Annotated in this window: 22 protein-coding genes; all 22 read right to left on the bottom strand. The window is 38.6% G+C overall.

The window, feature by feature from the left end:
• Positions 1–206 precede the first annotated feature (206 nt).
• The 22 genes from MHH95_RS09195 to flhA all read right to left on the bottom strand — a co-directional run bounded on the left by MHH95_RS09195 (position 207) and on the right by flhA (position 26,192).
• On the bottom strand, positions 207–4,532 hold the full coding sequence (locus MHH95_RS09195; RefSeq protein WP_340727250.1) for a PolC-type DNA polymerase III: 4,326 nt from the start codon (positions 4,530–4,532) through the stop codon (positions 207–209).
• A 379-nt stretch (positions 4,533–4,911) separates the two neighbouring features.
• Entirely contained in the window at positions 4,912–6,618 is a 1,707-nt protein-coding gene (locus MHH95_RS09190) for a proline--tRNA ligase (protein WP_340727249.1), read from the bottom strand.
• Between the two features lie 372 nt (positions 6,619–6,990).
• The gene (gene rseP / locus MHH95_RS09185) at positions 6,991–8,247 is read right to left on the bottom strand and encodes an RIP metalloprotease RseP (protein ID WP_340727248.1); all 1,257 of its coding nucleotides are present in this window, start codon (positions 8,245–8,247) and stop codon (positions 6,991–6,993) included.
• 138 nt (positions 8,248–8,385) lie between these two features.
• Positions 8,386–9,531 (bottom strand): 1-deoxy-D-xylulose-5-phosphate reductoisomerase, encoded by a 1,146-nt coding sequence (gene dxr, locus MHH95_RS09180; RefSeq protein ID WP_340727247.1) that lies wholly within the window; start codon positions 9,529–9,531, stop codon positions 8,386–8,388.
• Positions 9,532–9,616: 85 nt separating this feature from the next.
• Positions 9,617–10,414: a phosphatidate cytidylyltransferase gene (locus MHH95_RS09175; RefSeq protein ID WP_340727246.1), complete on the bottom strand. Its 798-nt coding sequence runs from the start codon at positions 10,412–10,414 to the stop codon at positions 9,617–9,619.
• Positions 10,411–11,205 carry an isoprenyl transferase gene (locus MHH95_RS09170; RefSeq protein WP_340727245.1) on the bottom strand — a complete coding sequence of 265 codons (795 nt, stop codon included), beginning with the start codon at positions 11,203–11,205 and terminating at the stop codon, positions 10,411–10,413. The genes MHH95_RS09175 and MHH95_RS09170 overlap by 4 nt, the downstream gene beginning before the upstream one ends.
• Before the next feature lie 408 nt (positions 11,206–11,613).
• A complete protein-coding gene (gene frr / locus MHH95_RS09165) occupies positions 11,614–12,171 on the bottom strand; it encodes a ribosome recycling factor (RefSeq protein ID WP_191698380.1) in 558 nt (185 codons plus the stop codon).
• Positions 12,171–12,896, bottom strand: a complete 726-nt coding sequence (gene pyrH, locus MHH95_RS09160; protein ID WP_191698381.1) for a UMP kinase — start codon at positions 12,894–12,896, stop codon at positions 12,171–12,173. The genes frr and pyrH overlap by 1 nt, the downstream gene beginning before the upstream one ends.
• A gap of 162 nt (positions 12,897–13,058) precedes the next feature.
• On the bottom strand, positions 13,059–13,943 hold the full coding sequence (gene tsf / locus MHH95_RS09155) for a translation elongation factor Ts (protein WP_191698382.1): 885 nt from the start codon (positions 13,941–13,943) through the stop codon (positions 13,059–13,061).
• Positions 13,944–14,101: 158 nt separating this feature from the next.
• On the bottom strand, positions 14,102–14,824 hold the full coding sequence (rpsB, locus tag MHH95_RS09150) for a 30S ribosomal protein S2 (protein WP_008403254.1): 723 nt from the start codon (positions 14,822–14,824) through the stop codon (positions 14,102–14,104).
• A 159-nt stretch (positions 14,825–14,983) separates the two neighbouring features.
• The gene (locus MHH95_RS09145; RefSeq protein ID WP_340727244.1) at positions 14,984–15,577 is read right to left on the bottom strand and encodes a hypothetical protein; all 594 of its coding nucleotides are present in this window, start codon (positions 15,575–15,577) and stop codon (positions 14,984–14,986) included.
• Positions 15,578–15,585: 8 nt separating this feature from the next.
• Positions 15,586–15,891 (bottom strand): RNA polymerase subunit sigma, encoded by a 306-nt coding sequence (locus MHH95_RS09140; RefSeq protein WP_340727243.1) that lies wholly within the window; start codon positions 15,889–15,891, stop codon positions 15,586–15,588.
• 12 nt (positions 15,892–15,903) lie between these two features.
• Positions 15,904–16,674, bottom strand: a complete 771-nt coding sequence (locus MHH95_RS09135; protein WP_340727242.1) for a FliA/WhiG family RNA polymerase sigma factor — start codon at positions 16,672–16,674, stop codon at positions 15,904–15,906.
• A 144-nt stretch (positions 16,675–16,818) separates the two neighbouring features.
• Positions 16,819–17,190, bottom strand: coding sequence for a multidrug transporter (locus tag MHH95_RS09130; RefSeq protein ID WP_340727241.1), 372 nt, complete (start codon positions 17,188–17,190; stop codon positions 16,819–16,821).
• A complete protein-coding gene (locus tag MHH95_RS09125) occupies positions 17,190–17,693 on the bottom strand; it encodes a chemotaxis protein CheD (protein ID WP_191698387.1) in 504 nt (167 codons plus the stop codon). The genes MHH95_RS09130 and MHH95_RS09125 overlap by 1 nt, the downstream gene beginning before the upstream one ends.
• Complete coding sequence (locus tag MHH95_RS09120) at positions 17,690–18,328, bottom strand: chemotaxis protein CheC (protein WP_340727240.1); 639 nt, start codon at positions 18,326–18,328, stop codon at positions 17,690–17,692. The genes MHH95_RS09125 and MHH95_RS09120 overlap by 4 nt, the downstream gene beginning before the upstream one ends.
• A 55-nt stretch (positions 18,329–18,383) precedes the next feature.
• Positions 18,384–18,833, bottom strand: coding sequence for a chemotaxis protein CheW (locus tag MHH95_RS09115; RefSeq protein ID WP_340727239.1), 450 nt, complete (start codon positions 18,831–18,833; stop codon positions 18,384–18,386).
• A 21-nt stretch (positions 18,834–18,854) separates the two neighbouring features.
• Positions 18,855–20,948 carry a chemotaxis protein CheA gene (locus MHH95_RS09110; RefSeq protein WP_340727238.1) on the bottom strand — a complete coding sequence of 698 codons (2,094 nt, stop codon included), beginning with the start codon at positions 20,946–20,948 and terminating at the stop codon, positions 18,855–18,857.
• A gap of 18 nt (positions 20,949–20,966) precedes the next feature.
• Positions 20,967–22,106 (bottom strand): protein-glutamate methylesterase/protein-glutamine glutaminase, encoded by a 1,140-nt coding sequence (locus MHH95_RS09105; RefSeq protein ID WP_340727237.1) that lies wholly within the window; start codon positions 22,104–22,106, stop codon positions 20,967–20,969.
• Positions 22,107–22,985: a MinD/ParA family protein gene (locus MHH95_RS09100; RefSeq protein ID WP_340727236.1), complete on the bottom strand. Its 879-nt coding sequence runs from the start codon at positions 22,983–22,985 to the stop codon at positions 22,107–22,109. It lies immediately after the preceding gene.
• Entirely contained in the window at positions 22,969–24,162 is a 1,194-nt protein-coding gene (gene flhF, locus MHH95_RS09095; protein ID WP_340727235.1) for a flagellar biosynthesis protein FlhF, read from the bottom strand. Before flhF ends, MHH95_RS09100 begins: the two co-directional genes overlap by 17 nt.
• Positions 24,159–26,192 (bottom strand): flagellar biosynthesis protein FlhA, encoded by a 2,034-nt coding sequence (flhA, locus tag MHH95_RS09090; RefSeq protein ID WP_340727234.1) that lies wholly within the window; start codon positions 26,190–26,192, stop codon positions 24,159–24,161. Before flhA ends, flhF begins: the two co-directional genes overlap by 4 nt.
• Positions 26,193–26,198: the final 6 nt, after the last annotated feature.

Below are 26,198 nucleotides of genomic sequence, written 5' to 3'. Positions count from 1 at the left end.
ATATTCGCCAGTGGTTTATCTTCATTCAGCAAGTGTTTTAAACACTTGCTGAATGAAGATAAAATAGTTGTGTAAACAACAGAAAAGAGCGGGAAAACCCACTCTTTTGCTGGCGAACTATCAACAAATTATTAATTTTAGCATAGCATAAAGGCTTATTGAATGCAAATATTGCCTATTGGTGTACGCTTCAATAAAATTTCGTCTTAAAATAGTGAAAGTTGATTGGCATCTGGCATACCTTCAAGGCAGCCTAATTCATCCATGTACTCAATTAAAGTTTTCGATACACGGCCACGTTGCTGTAAATCCTCTTTTGATAGGAATTCACCATTTTTACGTGCCTCTACGATTTGTTTTGCTACGTTTGTACCAAGTCCTGGTATAGCATCAAATGGTGGAATTAGTGAATTTCCTTCAATTATAAACTCACTCGCCTGTGAACGGTATAAATCTACTTTCTTGAAGCTCATCCCGCGTTCACACATTTCAAGCGCAATTTCCATAACTGTTAACAAACTTTTTTCTTTCGGAGCTGCATCGAGCCCCTTCATATTTATTTCATCAATTTTTTTGCGAATCATAACAGAACCCTGTGTCATCGCAATTAGATCGAAATCAGATGCACGCACTGTAAAGTAGGCTGCATAGTAAAGGATTGGATGGTGAACTTTAAACCATGCGATACGTACCGCCATTAAAACATAGGCTGCGGCATGGGCTTTCGGGAACATGTACTTTATCTTTTTACATGAATCGATATACCATTCCGGTACTTTTTTCGCGCGCATCTCAGCTTCCATTTCTTCTGTTAAGCCTTTTCCTTTACGTACAGATTCCATAATTTTAAAGGCAAATGATGGCTCTAAATCCTGATAGATTAAATACACCATAATATCGTCACGACAACCAATTACTTCTTTTAATACACAAGTCCCATCTTTTATAAGCTCCGCTGCATTCCCTAACCAAACGTCCGTCCCATGAGAAAGTCCGGAAATTTGGACAAGTTCACTAAAAGTCGTTGGCTTTGTTTCTTCAAGCATTTGACGAACAAATTTTGTACCAAACTCAGGAATGCCTAGTGTACCTGTTTTGGCACCTATTTGTTTATCTGTCACACCAAGCGTCTCTGTTGAACTGAAAATTTTCATAACAATTGGATCGTCGGTTGGAATTGTTTTTGGATCAATTCCTGATAAATCCTGCAGCATACGAATAACAGTCGGATCATCGTGACCGAGTATATCGAGTTTTAAAATATTATCATGAATCGAATGGAAGTCAAAGTGCGTCGTTTTCCATTCAGAATCCTGCGCATCCGCAGGGAACTGTACTGGAGAGAAATCATATATATCCATATAATCCGGTACTACGATGATTCCGCCTGGATGTTGTCCTGTTGTCCGTTTTACACCCGTACATCCTTGAACTAATCGGTCTACCTCGGCGTTGCGGTACGTGATACCATTATCGCTTCCATAGCCTTTTACATAGCCATAAGCTGTCTTTTCCGCAACTGTTCCTATTGTTCCAGCACGGAATACATAATCTTCACCGAAAAGCACTTTCGTGTAGTTATGGGCTTGCGGTTGATATTCTCCGGAGAAGTTCAAATCGATATCGGGTACTTTGTCTCCCTTAAATCCTAAGAACGTTTCGAACGGGATATCTTGACCGTCTTTTTTATACTGCGCTCCACATTCCGGACATTCTTTATTCGGTAAGTCATAACCGGATGCAACTGAACCATCTGCGATAAACTCCGAATGTTTACAGTTAGGGCAAACATAATGCGGCGGCAACGGATTTACTTCGGTAATTTCCATAAATGTAGCGACGAGCGACGACCCGACCGAACCACGTGAACCTACTAAGTATCCATCTGCCAATGATTTTTTAACAAGCTTTGCCGATATTAAATAAATAACGCCGAATCCATGTCCTAAAATGGATTTTAACTCCTTATCAATTCGAGCTTGTACAATTTCCGGTAAATTTTGACCGTAAATTAAATGGGCCATTTCGTATGTCAAATTCGTTACTTCATCATCTGAGCCTTCAATTTTCGGTGTATACAAATCATCTTTAATCGGCTTTACATCACCAATCATATTAGCAACAAGCTGTGTATTCGTTACAACAACCTCTTTTGCTAAATCCGGTCCTAAAAAGTCGAATTCCTTCAACATTTCATCTGTCGTACGGAAGTGGACTTTTGGCAAAGGATTACGATTCAGTGGATTTGCTCCTCCCATTGAACCGACTAGAATTTGGCGGAACTTTGCATCTGTTTCATGCAAGTAATGGACGTTTCCTGTTGCAACGACAGGCAGGTTCAGCTTTTTGCCAAGTTTTACGAGACGGCGAATAATATCTTCTAGCGCCCATTCATCATGTACAGTACCCCCATCAACCAATGGAGAGTATACAGGTTTAGGCATGACTTCCAAGTAATCATAAAATTTCGCAATGCGTTCGGCTTCTTCCTGCGTTTTATTCATCATTGTTTCAAACAGCTCACCATTCGAACAGCCAGAACCGACGATTAAACCTTGGCGTAACCGCTGCAAATCCGAACGGCGAATGCGTGGTACTCGGTAAAATGTTTGCGTGTGCGATATCGAAATTAATTTAAATAGATTTTTCAAGCCAGCATCATCTACTGCAAGTATAGTACAGTGACTTGGGCGAGCCTGCTTATATCCATCTTCTCCACCGACATGGTCATTCATTTCAATCAGGTTTTTAATACCTAAATCGGCAGACTGTTTGAGTAAATGAAGGAATAGTTCACCGGTTGCTTCAGTATCATAAATTGCCCGGTGATGCTGTGTTAATTCAATATTATATTTTTTCGTTAATGTTTTTAAGCTATGCGATTTTTGCCCCGGATTTACAAGTCGGGAAAGCTCCACCGTATCGATACCTGGGTGTCTTACTTCAATACCCGCATTTTTATAGGCAACATATAAGAAACCTAAGTCAAACGCTGCATTGTGGGCAACAACTACCCCGTCACCAATAAAGTCATGGAATTCGCGTATAACGTCATTGAGCTCTGGTGCATTCACGAGCATATCATCGGTAATATGGGTAAGTTCAATGATTTTTGCTGTCAGTTTGCGGTGAGGATTTGAAAACCGTTCAAATGTATCTATCACTTGGCCATTTTTAATTTTTACAGCAGCCAGCTCGATAATCGTATCGTATACGTTTGAAAAACCAGTAGTCTCTACGTCAAATACTACGTACGTTGCTTCTTCCAAATCAATATCAATCGGATCATATACAATTGGTTTCCCGTCATCCACTAAGTTTGCTTCCACACCGTAAATCACTTTTATGCCATTTTTCTTGCCTGCAGCATATGCGTCCGGGAATGCCTGCACGACTGCATGGTCGGTTACCGCAACAGCGGGATGCCCCCATTTTGCTGCTTGGGCTACTAATTTATCAACGGATGTCATGGCATCCATCTGGCTCATTGGTGTATGCAAATGAAGCTCTACTCGTTTTTCACCTTCTGGAGCATGATCTTTACGAGGTTCGTGCTTGATTTCATTAATATCCTTCACCATCATAACTAAGTCACGGGCAAATGTATCAAGTTGAATAGAGCCGCGTACACGAACCCACATTCCCTTACTAATTTGCTTCATTTTCACTACATCTTCGTCCCCGTTTGAGAACATTTTTACGAGTAGTGAATCAGTGTAATCGGAAATCTTCAATTCCAATAATGAACGGCCACTTCGCAGTTCCTTCACTTCACAGGCAAATATAAAGCCTTCCAATACAATGGAGCGTTCCTCTTCCAATACGGTACGGATTTCAACTGGATCTGGATTTTTTATAAGTGCACCAATTTGGAATGGCGTATCTCCTTGCATCGCAGCACCTGGATTATTTGCCTTCTCTTTTTCACGTGCCGCAAAATCAGCCATTGCCTGTTTGGACAGACGCTCTTCCTCTTCTTTACGCTGCTCGTAAAACGCTTCCTGCTGTGCGATGAACTCATCCGATTCCTCGATAAGTTGGAATTCTAACGGAATATGTGGAAAACCAAATGTTTTATAGGATTCTGCAATTTTATCCGTATACTTTGATTTTAATGATAAGTACTCCACTTCCAGCATCGACGTCACAACAAGCTTATGACCTGTCCATCGTGGTGTTTGTTTCATAAGGTTTTCGCGCAATAAAGGCGACATTTCACCCATTTGTTCAATCGCCACTTGCCAGTAATCGAGAATATGCTGTTCATTCACTACTGGGTTATGCGATTCTACTGTTAACAGGACATTGGCTATATGTGAAAACTTCTCTGCTAAACGCATGCGAAGTAACTGATACACTTGGAACGGTAAAATATTTTCTATTTTAATTTTAAAATGCCAAATTCGTTTCTTTTTATGGACGGTTACTCGTTCGAGTGTGCCATTTTCAAAAAAGGACATATAGACATCATCAGTCAACTCAAGTTGTTGGATTAATAGTAGGAATTTTTGTCTTCCTTCCTGTTTTGACAATTGTTTCAACCCTTTCTTTTTAATGCTTTTTTAATATGAGGTGGAGGAATTCGGGGAGGGCACAAAAAGCAATCCCCTTCGTTTAAAATAAGCGGAGTTATTACCGTTATTTTTAAAATAAGCATCATTTAGAGGTAAATAAGGGTAGTTATTCCGGTTATCCATTGAAAAATCACTGTCTTTCAAGTTCTTCAGCATAAATAAGAGGAATTTTTACCTCTATTTTGGCTGAATTTCAATTAATTTATCAAATAAGCGGAAATTTCACCCTTATTCAGTGATAACTTCATTCCCTCATCAACTACAGACCCTTCACATGAAAAAGAAAAGAAAGTACATGTAATTTGTACTTTCCCATTCTCTCTATCTTAACAAATTATTAGTTTTGACGGAAAAATTCGTTTAAACGGTCTACTACTTCTTCTTTAGCCCATTCTGCCGATTCGCCAGTCGCACGGAACTTCACTTCTACTAAACCTTCAGAAGCTTTTTTACCTACTGTAATACGGACAGGCAAGCCAATTAAGTCTGCATCGGCAAATTTAACGCCTGCACGCTCTGCACGGTCATCATATAGCACGTCATAACGATATGATTTTAAAACTCCGTATAGTTCGTCTGCTAATTGTACTTGTGCTTCGTCTTTTGTATTAATCGGTACTAATTGTATATCATATGGCGCTAATTGTGCCGGCCATACAAATCCATTTTCATCTTGGAAATGTTCTGCAACAGCAGCTAATAAGCGTGAAACCCCAATACCGTAGCATCCCATAATGAACGGTTGTGCTTTCCCCTGCTCATCAAGGAACGTAGCATTTAATTTTGCTGAATAAGTTGTACCTAATTTGAAGATATGACCAACTTCAATTCCTTCAGCAAATTTAATAACTCCCTCTCCATCTGGAGAAGGGTCTCCTACTTGGATAAAGCGAATATCTTCATAAGAACCAATCGCAAAGTCACGTTCTGGATTTACGTTTAATAAGTGGAAGCCATCTTCATTCGCACCCGCTACACCGTTACGAATTGATTTAATTGCATTATCGGCAATAACTTTTACATTGACCGGTAATTTAACTGGACCAATTGAACCTGGCGCGCAGCCAAGCAATTCTTTTATAGAAGCATCATCGGCTAACTCTACAGACGTAGCTCCCAATGCATTTTTTAGTTTAATATCGTTAATTTCGTGATCGCCACGTGCTAAAACAACAACCAATTCCCCATCAACATTAAATACTAATGATTTAATAACATTCGATGCTTCTACATTTAAGAATGCCGAAACTTCTTCAATTGTCTTTTGATCAGGTGTTGCGAACTTTTCAACTTCTTTCATTGGCGTTGTAGGTGCTGTATATTCTACAACAACTTCCGCCATTTCGATATTGGCAGCATAATCAGAAGAATCCGAGTAAGCAATTGTATCTTCACCAATTTCAGAAAGAACCATAAATTCATGAGTACCTTTACCGCCAATTGTTCCAGCGTCGGCAATTACCGCACGGAAGTTTAAGCCAAGGCGCGAGAAAATATTCGAATATGCACGATACATATCATCGTAAGTCGCATCTAACGACTCACGTGAAGCATGGAAAGAATACGCATCTTTCATAATAAATTCACGACCGCGCAATAGACCAAAGCGTGGACGTTTTTCATCGCGGAATTTACTTTGGATTTGATAAAGTGTTAACGGTAACTTTTTATAAGATTTTATTTCATCGCGCACTAAAGTTGTAACTACTTCTTCATGTGTTGCACCTAATGCAAAATCACGATCATGACGGTCTTTTAAGCGCATAAGTTCTGGACCATATGCCTCCCAACGACCTGATTCCTGCCATAATTCAGCTGGTTGAAGTGCTGGCATTAATAACTCAATGGAATTGACTGCTTCCATTTCTTCACGAATGATTTGCTCGATTTTCGCTAATACTTTGCGAGCTAATGGTAAGTATGAGTATACTCCTGATGCGTTTTGGCGGATAAAGCCTGCACGCATTAGCATGCGGTGTGATTTCACATCGGCATCAGCTGGATTCTCCCTTAAAGTAGGGATAAACGTTTTTGTTTGTTTCATAAGTAGTGCCACCTTTTTTTAATTTAAGAATGATCTATATTTCATTATTATCTGCTTTAGCCAATGATTGCTATATATCCATTAACTAATATTAAATGCTACTTCTATAATACTAATCAAATTTAGCTTTGAACGCTAGTATTATTCATACAAACGCTCAAAGCCGTCATTTTTAAATCTATTTTGTTGAATTAAGATTACTCAGCTGACATGGAGGTGATTTCCATTACGGAGGCCAACACGATGTTGGTCACAAAAGCGTTGCCACAGGACGTGGCGTTTTTAGCTTTTGTACCTTATTCCCACTGGAGTCGCCTCCCCTTCATTCCAATCACCTTGCTTGCCAGTAAGTTAAATCATCTCAAGTTAATTTTAGAAGAAGAATCTCTGGATATCGTTCCAGGTTACTACGACCATTAAGATCATCAAGAGCAGAATGCCGACGAAGTGAACCATACCTTCTTTTTGACGGTCGATCGGTTTACCTCTTACAGCTTCTACTGCGAAGAATAATAAACGGCCACCGTCAAGTGCTGGTAATGGAAGCAAGTTCATGATTCCCAAGTTTACGCTTAGCATTGCGGCGAAGTATAAAATATTATAGAAACCGAATGTTACTACATCTTCCGTTGTTTTGTAAATCCCTACCGGACCTGATAACGCTTCAATCGAAAGCTGGCCGGTAACAAGCTGGCCGACAAGTTTCCCGATTGTAATAACCATGTTATAGGTTTCAGTTACACCATAAACAACGGCTTGAAGCGGATTTTTTTCGATGGAACGCATGACACCGATTTGTCCGTACGCTGGACCACCTTCTTGTTCCACAGCTTTTGGTGTAAGTTCAATTATTTCACTACCTGTTGCACGTTCCACTTCGAACGTTACGGCTTTGTTCGGGTTGTCGACAATCTGTTTCGATAATTCTCCCCAAGTTGAAATCGGTTGTCCATTCACCTTGACCACTTTATCGCCATCGACAAGTCCTGCATTACTTGCAACAGAATTGTCCATAACTTCGGCGATAACCGGATCATCGGATGGAATGCCTTGAATAAGCCCGATCACTAAGAAAATGAAAAACGCTAAAATAAAGTTAAATAATGGGCCAGCGAAAATTGCCATTGCACGTGCACCGACAGGTTTCGAATTAAATTGACGATCGAGCGGCGCAATCATCTGCTCCATTCCATTCTCAACAACCATTGCTGTACGCGATACATTGTAGCGAACGAATTGGTCATCCTCATCATAGCCTTCTATCCAAAGTTCACGTTCTAAATCTGCCCGTTCTACTTCCAAAAATATAACATTTTGATAATGTGTTTTTTGATTTAGAATAATTTTTTCTACAATATTATCTTCGTTGGTTATTAAAGCTACCCGATAACCCGGTTGTAATTCTACGGTATCAGTATCCTCACCAGCCATTCTCACGTAGCCGCCAATTGGCAAAAGACGCAGCGTATAAATGGTTTCACCTTTCGTCATACCGAAAATTTTCGGTCCCATACCTATCGCAAATTCACGTACCATAATGCCCGCGCGCTTTGCAAGTAAGAAGTGACCTAGCTCATGGAAAAAAACGAGTGAGCCGAAAATTAAAATAAAGGCTATAACTGTTTGCATAATCTCCCACCTTCATTGGAACTGAGTCATAAAGTTAGTTCTCTTTTTTTCTAGTGTTAACTAATAAAAAAATATGCTTTTAAATGCATATGAATGTCCAACATATAGTTGACTGACACTCTTTTTTCTCGCACTTCACTATTTTACCATGCTTGCTACTGTTTTTCTTGTTTCACTATCTACATGTAAAATTGTTTCTAAATCTGGTAATGCGATATTGTTATGACTATTCATAATACGCTCAATACATTCTTCAATTTCTAAAAAAGTTATTTTTTCTTGTAAAAATAATTCGACAGCCGCTTCATTTGCCGCATTCATTGCCGTTAAAATAGTACCGCCCATTCGACCGGCGTCATAGGCAAGTTTTAGGGCACGGAATCGATCAAAATCAACTTCCTTAAAGTGAAGTTGTCCAATTTGAGCTAAGTTTAAACGTTGACCATTTGAAAGGGGCAAGCGATCCGGATAGCTAAGCGCATACTGAATCGGCACACGCATGTCCGGTGTTCCAAGCTGCGCAATAACACTAGTATCTTCATACTCCACCATAGAGTGAATAATACTTTCACGGTGCAGTAATACATCGATATTGTCATACGGCATATTGAATAATACATGGGCCTCAATAACTTCAAGTCCTTTATTCATCATCGTTGCGGAGTCGATTGTAATTTTAGCCCCCATTGACCAGTTCGGATGATTCAAAGCGTCTTTTACCGTTACACCGACTAATTCATCACGTGTTTTATCGCGGAATGAACCACCTGAAGCTGTTAAAATGATTCGTTCAATACGTTTTTTATTTTCACCGTTCATCGATTGGAAAACAGCAGAATGCTCACTATCCACAGGCAATATTGGTGCATTGTACTTGTGCGCTTCTGACATCACAAGGTGGCCTGCTGTTACAAGTGTTTCTTTATTCGCAATGGCAATCGTTTTCCCCATACGTATTGCTGCAAGTGTCGATTCCAACCCAACACTGCCTAAAACTGCATTAACTAGAACCGTTGAATCAGGATGAGTTGCAACTTCCACTAACCCTTTTTCACCATATGTAAAGGAAACATGCGGAAATTCCTTCTGTAAAGTTTTAGCCGCTTCCTCTGTTTGCATTGAGACTAACTCTGGTTGTAACTTTTGGATGATTTCACGAGATTTTTCAATATTTTTTCCGGCAGAAAAAGCAACAAGCTGAAAAGCATTTGGATGTGCAAGTAAAACATCAAACGTCTGCCATCCAATGGAGCCCGTTGCACCTAATAAACTGATTTTTTTCACAATGATACTTCCTCCTAACAAATCAATTGCGTTACACCGCAATTATGTCTAATACAAACTATGTTTATCTATTCACTGAAAGAAATTAATTAAAAAAGTGCAAGAAATGAAGTAAAGGCACTACAAATAAGAGACTGTCAAAACGATCTAAAATGCCTCCATGCCCAGGTAAAATATTACCCGAATCCTTTACACCGTAATGGCGCTTAATTGCCGATTCGACAAGGTCACCCATTTGTCCGACAATCGATGCTACAATCGTTACAATAATTAATTGCATCCAACTTGAAGCGATCGGATAAATAAGTTGCATCGCGATCGCAAAACATACAGCAATGACAATGCCACCGACAAAACCTTCTACTGTCTTTTTCGGGGATATTTCCGGCCATAATTTATTTTTCCCTAGCTTCCGCCCAACAAAATATGCGCCAGAATCCGTTGTCCAAACAATTAACAATACAAATACGACATATTCTAATCCGATAAACCGGGTTTCGATAAAATAATGGAAACCAAGTCCGACATAAAATGCGCCAATTAATATAAAACCAATTTCATCAAATGTCATTTTATTTTTTACAAGCACTATATAAATTAACAATAATATAACTAAACCGTATACAATCATTAATGTTGATTCATATTGCAGAAATTCTACTACGTTTTTGGACCAGTCACTTGGTACCACTAATAGTAATAGTGCAAGAGTTCCTAATACTCCTGGAACGGATGCAATTGAAATTCCTTTCATTTTTAATAATTCATAAAAGCCGACGACTGCGATAATACTCATTAGCACCGCAAACGGTCCGCCTCCATAAATTACAAATGGGATAAATAGTGCTGCAGCAATTACTCCAGTAATGATGCGCTGTTTCAATTTGTTTCTTCTCCTTTCAGCCCTCCATAACGGCGGTTACGGTTTTGATATACAGAAATCGCCTCTTTTAAACATGCTTCGTCAAAATCAGGCCAATGCGTATCAGTAAACCAAAACTCCGTATAAGCAAGCTGCCATAGCATAAAGTTACTTATGCGTACTTCTCCACTTGTCCGTATAAGTAAATCCGGTTCAGGTAAATGAGCTGTCATTACATATTGTGAAATATGTTGTTCATTTAATTCGTCAATTGTCAGTCTTCCTGCTTCAACATCATTCATCAGTTGCTGCATCGCCATAACAATTTCCGCGCGTCCACCGTAATTCATCGCAAAGTTTAATACCAAACCGGTATTATCTTTCGTTTCATCCATCGCTTTTCTTAGAGCTGATTGAGTATATTCCGGCAAGGAATCCATCACACCAATCATTTCAACTTTAATGTTACGCTCCATAAGCTCCGGTAAAAAGGAAGTTAAAAATTGCTCTGGTAAACGCATTAAAAATTCAACTTCTGATTTAGGACGCTTCCAATTTTCTGTCGAAAATGCATACAGCGTTAAAACTTTTACTCCTAAATCACAAGCGCAACGTGTTATTTTCCGGACATTTTTCATTCCTTCATGATGTCCTGCAACTCTTGGCATTGAACGCTTTTTCGCCCAACGTCCATTTCCGTCCATAATAATTGCAATATGGGTAGGGATATCTTCTCCCTTAACTAAGTCCATACTTCCATCACTGAATGGTTGCTCTTTATTTGTATTTTTCCCAAAAAGTTTTTTAAACATAGTTAATTCCCCCAACTGCATAAATCGGACTACTTACTTCTCCATCATATCAAAAAAGGTATAGTCTGTCCTTCTTATATTCGCTAACTCTTTTTTAAAATACAGAAAAAATGTCCTTTATTTTCTATCCTATGTATCATTCTTTCAACTCATCCTTCAAATAACAGGAAAAAATGGGGGTTGATCCGGTATTTCTATACCGGCAGCAAAAATTCCCTCCAATGATAACTTTTCAAAATGAAATTTTATCTCCATTATTAAAAAAACGTCCTTACTAACAGGACGTCTTAATCCATTTAAAGTTCACAAAACTTCAGTAAGAGATTTCGCGCTAAAGTTGTCCAATAGCGCGAAATAAAGTAGTGTCTTCACCACGGAAAGTAAATTCCTTTTAGTGAAGGTTCAGAATTAAACTGTTAAAATTTCTTTTTCTTTTTCTTTCACTAATTCCTCAATTTTTACGATTGAGTTGTCAGTTAATTTTTGGATATCTTCACCGAAGCCGCGTAATTCGTCTTCTGTAATTTCTCCATTTTTCTCTAATTTTTTCAGGTCATCATTAGCATCACGACGTACGTTACGTACAGCAATTTTAGCTTCTTCAGCTTCTTTTTTGACTTGTTTAACTAGTTCTTTACGACGCTCTTCTGTTAAAGCAGGAACTGCCAAACGAATAACATTACCATCGTTTGTCGGTGTAATACCGATATCAGAACGCATAATTGCTTTTTCAATTTCACCTAAGATAGATTTATCATAAGGTTGGATCACTAAAAGGCGTGCTTCCGGTACTGCAATACCCGCCATTTGATTGATCGGTGTTGGGGAACCATAGTAGTCCACCATAATACGATCTAATAATGAAGCATTTGCTACACCTGCACGAATTGATGCCAATTCACGTGAGAAGGCACCGATTGATTTTGTCATTTTTTCCTGTGCTTGATCTAATACTTGTTTAGTCATTACGCATCTCTCCTAACAACTGTTCCAATTTTTTCGCCCATTGCGGCACGTTTAATATTACCACGTTCTGACAAGTTGAAAACGACAAGCTTAATATCATTATCCATACATAATGTTGAAGCTGTTGAATCCATTACTTGTAAACCTTGCTGAATAACGTCTAAATACGTAAGTGTGTCATACTTAACTGCTTCAGAATCTAATTTTGGATCTGCAGAATATACACCATCCACATTGTTTTTCGCCATTAAAATTGCATCTGCATTAATCTCTGCGGCACGCAAAGCTGCTGTCGTGTCTGTTGAGAAATAAGGGTTACCTGTTCCCGCAGCGAAAATTACGACACGTGACTTCTCCAAATGACGAACTGCTTTACGTCGAATATATGGCTCTGCCACTTGCGTCATAACGATTGATGATTGAACACGTGTTGGAACGCCTAGATTTTCTAATGAGTCTTGTAGAGCAAGTGCATTCATCACTGTTCCCAACATACCCATATAATCTGCATTGGCACGCTCCATACCCATTTCAGCGCCAATTTTCCCGCGCCAAATGTTTCCGCCACCGACAACTAATGCAACCTCTACACCCAAGTCGATAACATCTTTAATTTCTGCAGCGATTGATTTAATTACATCTGGTGAGAAACCGAAGCCCAATTCCCCAGCTAATGCTTCCCCGCTTAGTTTAATTACTACTCGTTTGTATTGTGACACACTCATAGTAGACCTCCGTTACTCATTTATTTTAAAGGAAATACGACCCGATTTGCTATGTATCGCACTTCACTAAAATCAAAAATAGATTTCTTTAAAAATAGGGAACACGCAAATGGTGCTCCCTACTGTTTGCTTAAATTAAGGTTAATTTAAGTTGTAATTTAATTAGTTACCTTTAACTTGGCTCATTACTTCTTCAGCAAAGTTATCTTCACGTTTCTCGATACCTTCACCAACAGCATAACGAGTGAAGCTTGTTACAGTAGCATCTAAAGATTTTACGAAGTCACGAACTTTTTGATCTGAGTTTTTAACGAAAGCTTGGTCTAATAAACATACGTCTTCGAAATATTTACCAAGACGACCTTCTACCATTTTCGCTACGATGTTTTCTGGTTTACCTTCGTTTAACGCTTGCTCAGTTAATACTTTGCGCTCACGTTCAACTTCGTCAGCAGAAACTTCATCACGAGAAATGTAAGTTGGGTTGATAGCAGCGATATGCATTGCGATATCTTTTGCAGCAGCAGCATCAGTAGAACCTTCAAGAACTACTAATACACCAATACGGCCGCCCATGTGTAAGTATGCACCGAAAGCATCTGCATCAGTTTTTGTTTTGATTTCAAAACGACGTAATGAAATTTTCTCACCGATAGTAGCTGTAGCTGTAGAAATTTGATCAACGATTTTCACGCCGTCTTTTTCTAACTCCATAGCAGCTTCTACTGATTCTGGTTTAGCAGCTAATAATTGCTCTGCTAATGAAGAAACTAAGAATTGGAATTTATCGTTTTTCGCAACGAAATCTGTTTCAGCGTTTACTTCTAAAAGAATCGCTTCATTACCGTTTTCTAAAATATAAGTTGTACCTTCAGCAGCGATACGGTCAGCTTTCTTACCAGCAGCAGCTAAACCTTTTTCACGTAGGAAGTCGATTGCAGCATCGATGTCGCCTTCAGTTTGTACTAAAGCTTTTTTACAGTCCATCATACCTGCGCCTGTTTTTTCGCGTAATTCTTTTACTAATTGTGCAGTAACGTTTGCCATGTTGAGTTTCCTCCTAAATATAATAAAAAATTTATTTACACTATTTCATACTTTAAGCGATAAATCGCGAAGTTTCAACGATTCACACATTTTTACATTCATTTCTCAAAAAAAGGTGATAAGGGGTTCATCCACTTATCACCTTTTCTAAAAGTGAATTACTCAGCTGTAGCTTCTTCTACTGCTGGAGCTTCTTCTTCACCTTGTTTAGCTTCTAATAAAGCGTCAGCCATTTTAGCCGTTAATAATTTAACCGCGCGGATAGCATCGTCGTTTGCAGGGATAACGTAATCAATTTCATCTGGATCACAGTTAGTGTCTACGATACCAACTAGAGGGATGTTTAATTTGATTGCTTCTGCAACTGCGATACGCTCTTTACGAGGGTCTACTACGAACATTACGTCTGGAATAGCTTTCATATCACGGATACCGCCTAAGAATTTAACTAAGCGTTCGTGCTCTTTTTTAAGTTGGATTACTTCTTTTTTAGGAAGTACAGCAAAAGTACCGTCTTCTTCCATTTTCTCGATATCTTTCATACGTTTAACACGTTTTTGAATAGTACCGAAGTTTGTTAAAGTACCACCTAACCAACGTTGGTTGATGTAGTAGTTACCTGAACGTTCAGCTTCTTCTTTGATCGCTTCTTGTGCTTGTTTTTTCGTACCTACGAATAAAACTTTACCACCGTCTTGACCAACTTGACGCATGAAATCGTATGCTTCTTCTAATTTTTTAACCGTTTTTTGTAAATCGATAATGTAAATACCGTTACGTTCTACGAAGATATATTTCTTCATTTTTGGGTTCCAACGGCGAGTTTGGTGACCGAAATGTACACCAGCTTCTAGTAATTGTTTCATTGAAATTACTGACATGAGTGTTTCCTCCTAATATGTTTGGTTTTTTTCCTCCGCATTTTTCATCTGCAACAAGCTACCCGTAGACTTACGAGCACCACTTACTACATCAAAATACGTGTGTATTGTTAACACCGCTTGTAACTATATCACACTCGCCTTTCAAGTGCAACTCCTTTACGCGTGAAACTTTAAGAGAAGCTCGATTTCAGTTTTGCCTCGTTGCATGATTTTAGCGATTTCTTCTATTGTCTTTCCGTTTCGGTAAAGCTCGACTGCTTGCTGTTCAGTAGTTAACTGTTTTGGCGGTACATCTTCGGCTGCTGTGAACAACTCGGATTCTACTAATTGTTCCACTGTATCGAATTGTTTGTTCTTTTGTTTCTTGTATGCATTTGCTGCTTGCTTGACGGGAATGAATTTTCGCGGTTCTTGTTCTGTAACCGGACTTTTTTTAGTTGTTACAGTGGCTGCTTGTTCTTCATTCATCTTTATGTTTTTATTTCCGGAATGCTGTGTAAGCTGCTTATCTGTGTTTTCATGCACAGCCTTTTGAGGAACAGGCTGCTTTTTCAATTCATTAATTAGTCGGTCATTTTCTTCTCTCATTTCCATTAAATACACACTGATGGCGTTGTCCATCTCATTTACCAGTTCATTTTGACGCTTTTCTAAATCATTGAATTTAGAAAGCTTACTGTTCAAAATGACAATGGCGAAAATCGTAACTAATTGGATGAGAAAGAGCGTAACTATTAGTGCTGTCGTCATAACTTCTCCTAACCACTAAAATCAAAAAGATTCCCTTTAAAAGGGTGTTGTACTTTTTGTTCCAATTGGTCTTTATTTTTCTGATCGTGCTGCATTTGTGACTGATTGTTTTCAGAGTGTTCATCATCATCTTTTAGGGCATCCATTTTATCCGATTCATTTACCGAAAGTTGCTTGCGTTCTATTTCCCTTTTAAGCGCTTCATTTGCATGCATTTGCTGGAGAATATTGTTTTGCTGATGCTGATCTGCCATTTTCCCTGCATCAAAGGTTTTCGGAATCGCAATTTGGAGCTCCAGCCCTTTTAAACTCATACAGACGCCTCCTTACGTATTAATCATTTCTGAAGACAATAATTTACGTAATTTAAACAATGCTTTAGAGTGGATTTGAGAAATGCGTGATGTAGATAACTCCAAGACTTCCCCAATTTCAGTCAATGTCATTTCTTCTGAGTAGAATAAGCTAATGACAAGCTGTTCTTTTTCATTCAGCTTTTTTATATTGGCTGCCAAATCACCTAAAAGCTCTAAATGTATTGTATGCTGTTCGGGTGTCTTTGTATGGTCATCACGAATAACAAAAGATTTGCCTTCACTATCTTCTTGATCAAGTTGCTCATTTATTGAAAGTACATTTGAAAAAAAATGTTCCTGATAGGTTTGATAAACTTCTTCAACAGGTAAATTCATTTGTGCAGCAACTTCCTCAGGGGTTGCATGGCGCATCAGCTTTTGCTCAAGTGACTCAATTTGGGCATCTAACTTTTTGGCCTTTTCACGTGCTGAACGCGGAAGCCAGTCTTCCTTCCGAAGTCCATCGATAATTGCGCCTCGTACACGAAAGGATGCGTACGTATCAAACTTTAAATCTCGATTTATATCAAATTTATTTAAAGCATCAAAAAGTCCCATCATTCCAAGACTCATTAAATCGTTTCTCGAAACATTTTTAGGAAGTCCAACAGCTATGCGCTGCACATGATACGTTACAAGTGGCTTATATTTTTTGATTAACATGTCTCCTGCTTCAGGATCTCGGTTCTTTGTCCAACGAACCCATAATGCTTGTTCGTCTCCATGTCCTTGTTCAGTCAAACGTACCTCCCCCTTTTGTAGTTAAAGTGAGTATAATTACTATTCATTATACCAAAAAGCCCAAGAATAAACATGTAAGGAACCGTGAGACACAACATCTACACATTTCCAAAAAACAAAAAAAGAGCCGAAAGTACGACTCTTTTATCGGGAAAGTGCCTCATCGCCATGCAACATCGTTCGAACGACTTGAGCAATATCCTCCGTATTTTCTTCATCAAATTCCATTGTGGACTGATTACTGCGAGATGAAAATTGCTGATCACTCTCGTCTATCATTGTTTGACCGATAATCTCATCTTCGGTTTCTGCAAAGACAGGCGTTTCCGGTGTATAGAAAACATAGCCTAGAAAATAACGCAGGAAATACATCCCAACGAATGCTATGAACGCGACTAAAAAAGATGTACTTATTATTTGGAGTGGCAAAGCATACGGATTTTGAATTGCCAAAATAAAATAACTAGCGAACGATAGTAATGCTGCCCAACAGTTATAAAATATTGAACCAAACATCAAATTTCACTCACTCCTTTATTTACTGTTCGGACATTGAGTATATTTGTTTCCGGACTAAACTCGATTGTGCGACCGCTATTCCCACCAGTATCCTCTGAAATAATCGGTATGTTCAGCTTTTTTAATTGCGCTTTTACCGCTTCAACATTTCTTGGACCGATACGCATCGAATCTTTATCTGATGTAAATTGGAACATTTGTGCACCACCGGCAATTTTAGCTTTCAACTTATAGCTCTGTGCCCCATCTCGCTTTAATCTGTCTACTAAAGCAAGAATACCTGTATCTGCGAATTTCGCTTCATTTAAAGTGTTAGTACGATTCAGGCTTGAATCAGGCAGCATTACATGAACCATGCCGCCTATTTTTTTTGATTCGTCATAAATAACAACGCCAACACACGAACCAAGACCTGAAGTACGGATTGTATGAGGGGCTTTAACAATATCCATTTGTGCAATCCCTACTTTAATCACTTCGTATAAATTGGTAACCATCATGTAGTAGGCACTCCTAATGCTTTAAAAATTGTTTCGAATGAATCTGGCTCCGGCATTAAAAGGAAATGCCCCTTCACTGCCTCATCATCGGAAATTGCTTCCTCATAAATGGATGTATTTATAACAATAACAGTGTCGCTTATTTGCGATAGTTCAATAAGTCCGATACTAATAATGGCACCGAACATATCAATACTTAAACCTGGTACAGTCGGGTAAATTTTAAGTCCAGTAAAATCCGATAAAGCAGATAAATAAGAGCCCGATAAAATGTTACCCATCTCCTGCATAGCAGATAAACCTAATTCAGAATATGGAGGCGTATTGAAGTCAAACGAATCATCGCGTATTAAGCTACGAATAAATCGATTGGCCTGTTCAAGCGGCAGGATAAAAAACATACTCCCCTCGGCATCACCTTCAATACGGAGGTAAATACCTACAACAACATTTTCCGGTCCACCCGCCAGTTCCATCATTTCATTAAATGAAACCATTTTCACATCCGGTACACGCATATCGATTTTCTTTTGGAGTAAATTCGATAATGCCGTAGCAGCATGGGCAGCGCCGATATTTCCAATTTCCTTTAATACATCTAAATGGAGTGAAGTAATTTTTTCACTGAAGTTCATTTATAATCCCTACTTTAATAGATTCCAGGTAAGATGAACTTACCCGGAAAATTAATCATTTCTCATTTGGATTTAATACTTTATCCAAATGAAGTAAAATCAATAAGCGGTTTTCCAATTTAGCCACTCCTGCGATGAATTCTTCTTCCAGGGAGCCAACTACTTCCGGTTGCTGTTCAATAGAAGCTGCATCAATGTCCAATACGTCGTTTGCAGAATCCACTATAAAGCCAACTTCCATCGTCTCAAGTGTTATGATAATAATTCGTGTTGTTTCTTCGTTTCCCGATATAGGCAAATCAAAACGTTCTCGTAAATCGATAACTGGTGTTACGACGCCCCGAAGATTAATAACACCTTTAACGAACCGCTCTGTTTTCGGTACACGGGTGATGTGCATTAATTTTTCGATTCCCTTAACGTGAGAAACAGGAATTGCATATTCTTTATCAGCTAATTGAAATACAATTACTTTTAAGTTTTTTTGCTCTATTGCATTCGTCATCTTTCACACCTCTTATCCTTTTTACTTCATTAACGCATTACAATCCACAATTAATGCTACTTGACCATTTCCTAAAATCGTTGCACCAGATATCGCAAAAATATTAGTCAAATAATTCCCTAATGACTTCAAGACAATTTCCTGCTGTCCGATGAATGAATCCACAACTAATCCCGCTAACTTATCACCTTTACGGACAATGACCACAGAATGGAAACCATCATCATTTTTTTCGTCACGCGGCACACCGAAAATTTCTTCAAGGAAGACAAGTGGTACAACTTTTCCGCGGAAATCAATTACTTTTTGATTATGGGCATTTAAGATGTCTGAAGTACGGATAATGGATGTTTCAATAATTGAAGATAACGGAATTGCATAGATTTCCTTCTCAATTTCCACTAACATAACAGAAATAATCGATAGAGTTAACGGTAATTGAATAGAGAACACCGAACCTACATTCCGTGTTGATTCGATGGAAATATTCCCACCTAAAGATTCAATTGTCGTTTTAACAACATCCAGGCCTACACCTCTTCCGGAAACATCAGAAATGACATCGGCCGTAGAGAATCCTGACGCTAAAATCAGCTCATTAATTTGCTTGTCTGTCATCGTCAATGACTGTTCATGTGTTACGATTCCTTTGGAAAGCGCTTTTGCTAGCACTTTATCACGATTAATTCCAGCTCCATCATCTTCTATTTCAATAAAGACATAATTGCCGCTATGGTAGGCGCGCAGTTCAACTGTTCCTTCTTCCGGCTTACCTTTTGAACGTCGTACTTCCGGACTTTCAATGCCGTGGTCTACAGAGTTTCGTATTAAGTGTACAAGTGGATCTCCTATTTCATCGATTACTGTACGGTCAAGCTCTGTTTCGGCCCCAACTATATTAAGTTCGATTTTCTTATTTAAATCACGGGATAACTGACGCACCATTTTAGGGAAACGGTTAAATACTGTTTCCACCGGAACCATCCGCATAGTTAGGACGATATTCTGTAAATCCCCCATTGTACGGCTCATACGTTCTACCGTTTCATTTAATTCTCCATGATTGACTTCAGAAGCAATTGATAATAAACGACCACGATCAATTGCAAGTTCTTCAAATAAATTCATTAAAATATCTAAACGTTCAATATTTACACGAATTGTTTTGCTCGTTGCATGGGCAGAAGATTTACTGTTTGTATTTGATACCGTTTTTTGTTTTTCGGCAGGAACCGAAGCATCATTGGCTGACGGCGCAACTTCTTCCGAAACAGGCATTGGTATGTCGATTGCAGTTGTTTTTGTAACAAATACTTCCTGATGAATTTCATTGACAACAACACTTTCAACTTCGGAAACTTTCATCAACATTTTATGTAAATCTTCAGATGATTCCCTTGAAATAAACGCAACATGGAATTCACTATCGAACTGTTCTTCCTCGAGTTTATCTACTGTTGGCGATGATTTAATTACATCACCGTTCTTCTCCAAAATTTCAAACACCATAAAGACACGGGCTGCTTTTAATAAGCAATCTTCCCGTAAAGCTATCGTAATTTCGTATGCATTAAAATCTTGTTCAGACGATTGTAGAATAACGGTCTTTTCAAAATCATCGTAGGATAGTTTTAAATCCGCCGCTGTAATAGGAGCCTTCTCATTAAGGATGGCTGTGCTTTTTGCTACTGCCTCCTGTTGTGATATATTCTCTTCTGCTACAGCTACTGAAGATTCTCCGGCTTCAATACGCTTTAATTTTTCAACTGTTGCCTGGACGTTGCGTTTGCCGTCTCCACCATCAGCAATATGAAACACCATTTCTTCTAGATGATCAACAGATTCAAATACTACATCTAAAATTTCAGCAGTAACTTTAATTTTCCCGTTACGGATGGCATCTAGTATATTTTCCATTTTATGCGTTAAATCTGCTAAATCCTCATAACCCATTGTTGCTGCCATTCCTTTTAATGTATGGGCAGACCGGAAAATTTCTCCGACAATTGTTAAATCGTCCGGATTTTTTTCCAATTCCAATAAGTGTTCGCTGCATGCTTGCAAATGTTCTTTGCTTTCTTCAATAAACATTTCTAAATATTGATTTAATTCCATTTATAAGACACCCCTTTTTTAAGGCAAATATTTCATAATTGTCTGTGCAATATTATCAACATCCGCCACTTCATCTACAAGCTGCGTTTCCACAGCAGCTTTTGGCATTCCATAAACGATACACGTTTCGGCTGACTCTGCAATAGCAATTACATTTCCTGTATTTTTAAGTGAAACTAATCCTTTTGAACCGTCATAGCCCATTCCAGTCATGATAACAGCGATTTTATCAAAATCGGAATATTGACTTACATTTTCAAACATGACATCTACAGACGGACGATGGCCTGATCGTGGAGGCTCATCTTGATCCAGTACGACTGCGAAACTTGATCCGACTTTTCTTAATTTAAGATGATATCCACCTGGCGCAAGGTAAGCAGTTCCTTTTTTTAATATATCTCCCTGCTCTGCTTCTTTCACATGAATTTCACTTAATTGATCAAGTCTTGTAGCCAATGACTTTGTAAATCCTGCAGGCATATGCTGCACAATCAAAATCGGAGCATCTACAGTTCCAGGGATTTTTGTAATCACTTCCTGTAAAGCTCTTGGACCACCTGTAGAAGTACCTATTAAAATAATTTTTCTGGACGTCTTTCCCCATGCTCTTTTGAGAATTGCAGGTTTTAATGTTTCCAACGGTTTTGTCTTTACGTTGTCAATAAATCCCTCATTTGCATATGTCACACGTATTGGTTGATTATTTGGTAAAGATGTACGTAACGGCTTTTTTAACTTCAAAATGGAAATTTTCGAAGCTTCTTCTACTTTCCGAACTAACTCATCTTGAATTTTATGTAAATCTAACGAAATTGTCCCACTAGGTTTCGCTACAAAGTCAACGGCACCATATTCCATTGCCATTAAGGTATTATCCGCGCCGCGTTGTGTCGTACTTGAGAGCATGATAACAGGCACTGGATAATTTTGCATAATTTCTCTTAAAGCATCCAATCCATTCATTTCCGGCATTTCCACATCCATCGTTACGACATCCGGCTTTAGCTGTTCAATTTTTTTAATTGCATCTTTGCCGTTGCGTGCAGCTCCTATTACTTCAATGTACGGATGGTCCAAAAAAAAATCACTTATTAACTTCCGCATAAAGGCGGAGTCGTCAACAACCAATAATTTACTTTTCTTTAGGATGCTCATTTAACCACGACCTCTCGAAAAGATGCTTTTTAATTTGGATAAAAACTTACTTGACTGACTTGAAGCGTGCACTTCTTTCATTTCGGTTTCTACTGTTAAAAATTGCTGAACGAGCTTGCCCATAGTTTGTGACACAGGAGCATCCGGATAGATCGTCGTGAACAAGGATTGTTGACGAACGGCTTGGCGGACAACTGGATCTTCCGGAAGCGAACCAAGAATGTGGACATCCTTTTCCAAAAATTTCATCATCACTGTTTTTAAGCGCTGAGTCGTTTCTATGCCTTCCTCTAATGTAAATGCACGATTACATAATAAATAAAATTTCTTCTGAGGATCTTTCAGGTGAATAAACTTCATCATTGAATAGGCATCCATAATTGAAGTTGGTTCAGCTGTTGAAATGACGATGATTTCTTCAATTGATGTTAATAAATCGAGCGACCAATCAACGACACCTGCACCCATATCAAAGAATACAAAATCATATTCCTTCTGTAGTGCTTCAAAGGCTGTTATTAGACGATTAAAAATAGCCGGCGACCAATCCATTAATGAGGACATGCCAGATCCTCCAGATATATAACTGACACCTTCTTCTGTTTTAAACATGACATCTTCCAGTGTCATTTGGCCATCCAAGTAATCTTTCAAACTATATTTTACAGAGTTGCCCACGAGAATATGGACATTTCCCATCCCTATATCCATATCAAGGATGATTACCTTTTTCCCTGTTTTAGCCAATAGTGTTGCGAAGTTGGTTGTAAAATTGCTCTTTCCTACTCCGCCTTTACCGCTTACAACTGCAATTGATCTTCCTATCGTCTCTTCGCTTTCAAGCATTTTTTGACGTAGTTTATCAGCTTGATCCTTCATCTAAATTCTCCTTGAAAAAAAGCTCTAGTAGCTTATCACTACTTGGCTGTTCTATATCTTCTGGTACTTCTTGACCATTCGTATAGTAAGCGAGTCCTTTATTATATTTAATCATTAAATTAAACATAGTGCCAATAGAATTTGTTTCATCAAGCTTTGTAAAGATATATTTTTCTATATTTATGTCCTTAAATTGTTCAATAATTGATTCAAGGTCTTTTTGCTTTGCCGTTAAAGATAATACTAGGTAAGACTCCAGTTGATCATCAAATTGTATTAAAGATTTTAAATCATCTACGTATTTAGCTTCTTTATAGTTTCTTCCGGCAGTATCGATAAAGATCAAGTCTAAATGAGCTAATTTTTTTATCGCCTCTGCATAATCTGTAGCATTATAAACGACCTCTACAGGTGCCTGTAATAGTGCAGCATAGGTTTTCAATTGCTCTATCGCCGCAATTCGGTATGTATCGGTCGTAATAAATCCAATCTTCTTTTTCTTTTCCAAAACTGAGCGTGCTGCTATTTTAGCAATCGTTGTTGTTTTTCCGACACCAGTTGGACCTAAAACATTAATATATTTTTTATCATATGACATCCCACTAATGGGAAGGTCATATAATTCTTTTCTTAAATAGTCTTTCGCTATTTCCTGCATTTCGTTCCAGGTAAGTTGATTATTTTGACTGTAATGTTCAAAAAGCTCATCACTAATTGCTGTGATAAGCTCCTCTCCAAGTTCCTGCTGTTTTAAAAAATCGACAAAAGGTAAGAGCTCATTCGGATATTGAGATTGTGTCGACATACGTTGCATTGACTGCATCATAGACTTTAATTCCGCAATTTCCTTCACTAAATTTCCTGAAACTGCAGAACTATCCTCCTGTAATGCCTTTTTAGGTTTTTCCATAGGTGAAGATGACTGGTTCATAGGCATTGTTTTATCATCCCTGAAAGAAGGACCAGTTGGAATGTCTTGTGAAGAGAAGTAAGCTGGTATTTTCTCCACCTGGTCATAGCCAGCTACTACTTCATAGCTTTTATTTTTTACCAATCCAAAAAACTTTTTCGTTACGACTACTTTTGAATTTAAAATAACTGCATCCTCGCCTAAATCTGACCGGATTTGTTTCATCGCTTCGGCAATAGAAGGTGCATTATACTTTTTCATCTTCATTCAACATTCACCACCCCAACACTTTGAATTTCTACTGCTGCATCTAACTCATTATAGGATAGAATTGGAACTTGCGGGAAATACCGCTCTGTCAACTGTCTTAAATACATACGCACACCTGGTGAGCAAAGCATGATAGGTGATTGCTCCATATAAGATACACGCTCCACTTCCTTTGCGACTGCTTCCAGAACAAATTGTGATTCTTGTGGATCCATTGCCAAATAGTTTCCATGGTCTGTTTGCTGAATGCTATCTGCCAATAACTTTTCCACTTTTGCAGAAACAGTAATGACTTTCAAGGCTTGTTGACCACCAACAAACTGAGCCGTTATTTGTCTTGCCAATGCTTGTCTTACATACTCGGTTAATATATCCGTATCACTCGTAAGTTTTGCATAATCTGCAAGTGTTTCAAATATGATTGGTAAATTGCGAACGGAAACATTTTCACGTAGTAATTTCGCCAAAACTTTTTGCACTTCACCAATTGAAAGTGGCGCTGGGATTAACTCGTCTACTAATATCGCATGTGTTTCACGTAAGTGGTCTATTAATTGCTTCGCTTCCTGACGTCCCAGTAAATCATGGGCATTTGCACGAATAATTTCCGTTAAATGTGTTGATACAACACTCGGTGGATCAACTACTGTATACCCAAACATTTCTGCATCTTCTTTTACTGCTTCTGTAATCCATTTTGCAGGAAGGCCGAATGAAGGCTCGATTGTATCTATTCCATCAATTGAGTCGTCATCCCCGGGACTCATTGCTAAATAATGATCCAGCAATAGTTCACCTCTTGCCATTTCATTTCCCTTAATCTTAATTCTGTATTCATTCGGTTGTAGTTGTATATTATCACGGATACGAACAATTGGAATAACAATCCCAAGTTCTAATGCAAGCTGACGGCGAATCATGACAACTCTGTCCAGTAAATCTCCACCTTGCGCAGCATCCACCAATGGAATTAACCCATATCCAAATTCGAATTCGATTGGGTCTACATTTAATAAGTTAATAACATTTTCGGGACTTTTCATCGTATCTGAAGCTACTTCTTCTTCAATTTCCATCATTTCTTCTGGAGTTTCATCCTTTTTACGATCCATCAGAAACGCTCCAATTGCCAAAGCTGCAGCGATCGGCATTGTTATCCAATCAGGAATTGGCGTAAACAATCCGAGCAATAAAATCGTACCTGCAGCAACATAGAGCAGTTTCGATTGCGCAAATAATTGATCGGTAATATCTGCACCAAGATTTCCTTTAGAGGCAGCACGTGTTACTACAATCCCTGTAGCGGTCGAAATTAATAATGCAGGAATTTGTGATACAAGTCCGTCACCGACTGTCAGCAATGAATATTTTGCTGCAGCTTCGCCAAAGCTTAGCTCCATTTGCATCATACCAATAATCATACCAAACAGTAAGTTAATACCTACCATGATAATAGAAGCAATTGCGTCACCTTTTACGAATTTTGTAGCACCATCCATCGCACCATAAAAGTCCGCTTCTCCGGCTACCTTTTCGCGTCGTTCACGCGCTTCCTTTTCAGAAATCATCCCTGCATTTAAATCAGCATCAATACTCATTTGCTTACCCGGCATCGCATCTAACGTGAAACGCGCAGCTACTTCAGCAACACGCTCGGCACCTTTTGTAATAACGATGAATTGAATAATAACAAGTAATAGGAAAATTACTAAGCCGACTAAAATATTCCCGCCCGTAACGAAATTACCAAATGTCTCTACAACCTGTCCTGCATCACCTTCTGCTAAAATTGCACGTGTTGTAGAAACCGATAATGCTAGACGGAATAGGGTTAATAAAAGGATAACTGTCGGGAAAATCGAGAAATCAAGGGCTTCTTTCATATTCATGGCTGTTAATAATACAAGAATCGCCAATGTAATATTGACGATAATTAAAAAGCTTAATAACCAATGTGGAAGAGGGATAATGAGCATCGCTACAACCATAATGACTGCAGCTAAAACCCCTAAATCGCGTATTTGCATTGATGT

Origin of the sequence: Solibacillus sp. FSL K6-4121 (assembly GCF_038002585.1) — a bacterium.
Taxonomy (GTDB): Bacteria; Bacillota; Bacilli; order Bacillales_A; family Planococcaceae; genus Solibacillus; species Solibacillus faecavium.
This window is presented reverse-complemented; position numbering and strand designations above follow the sequence as displayed.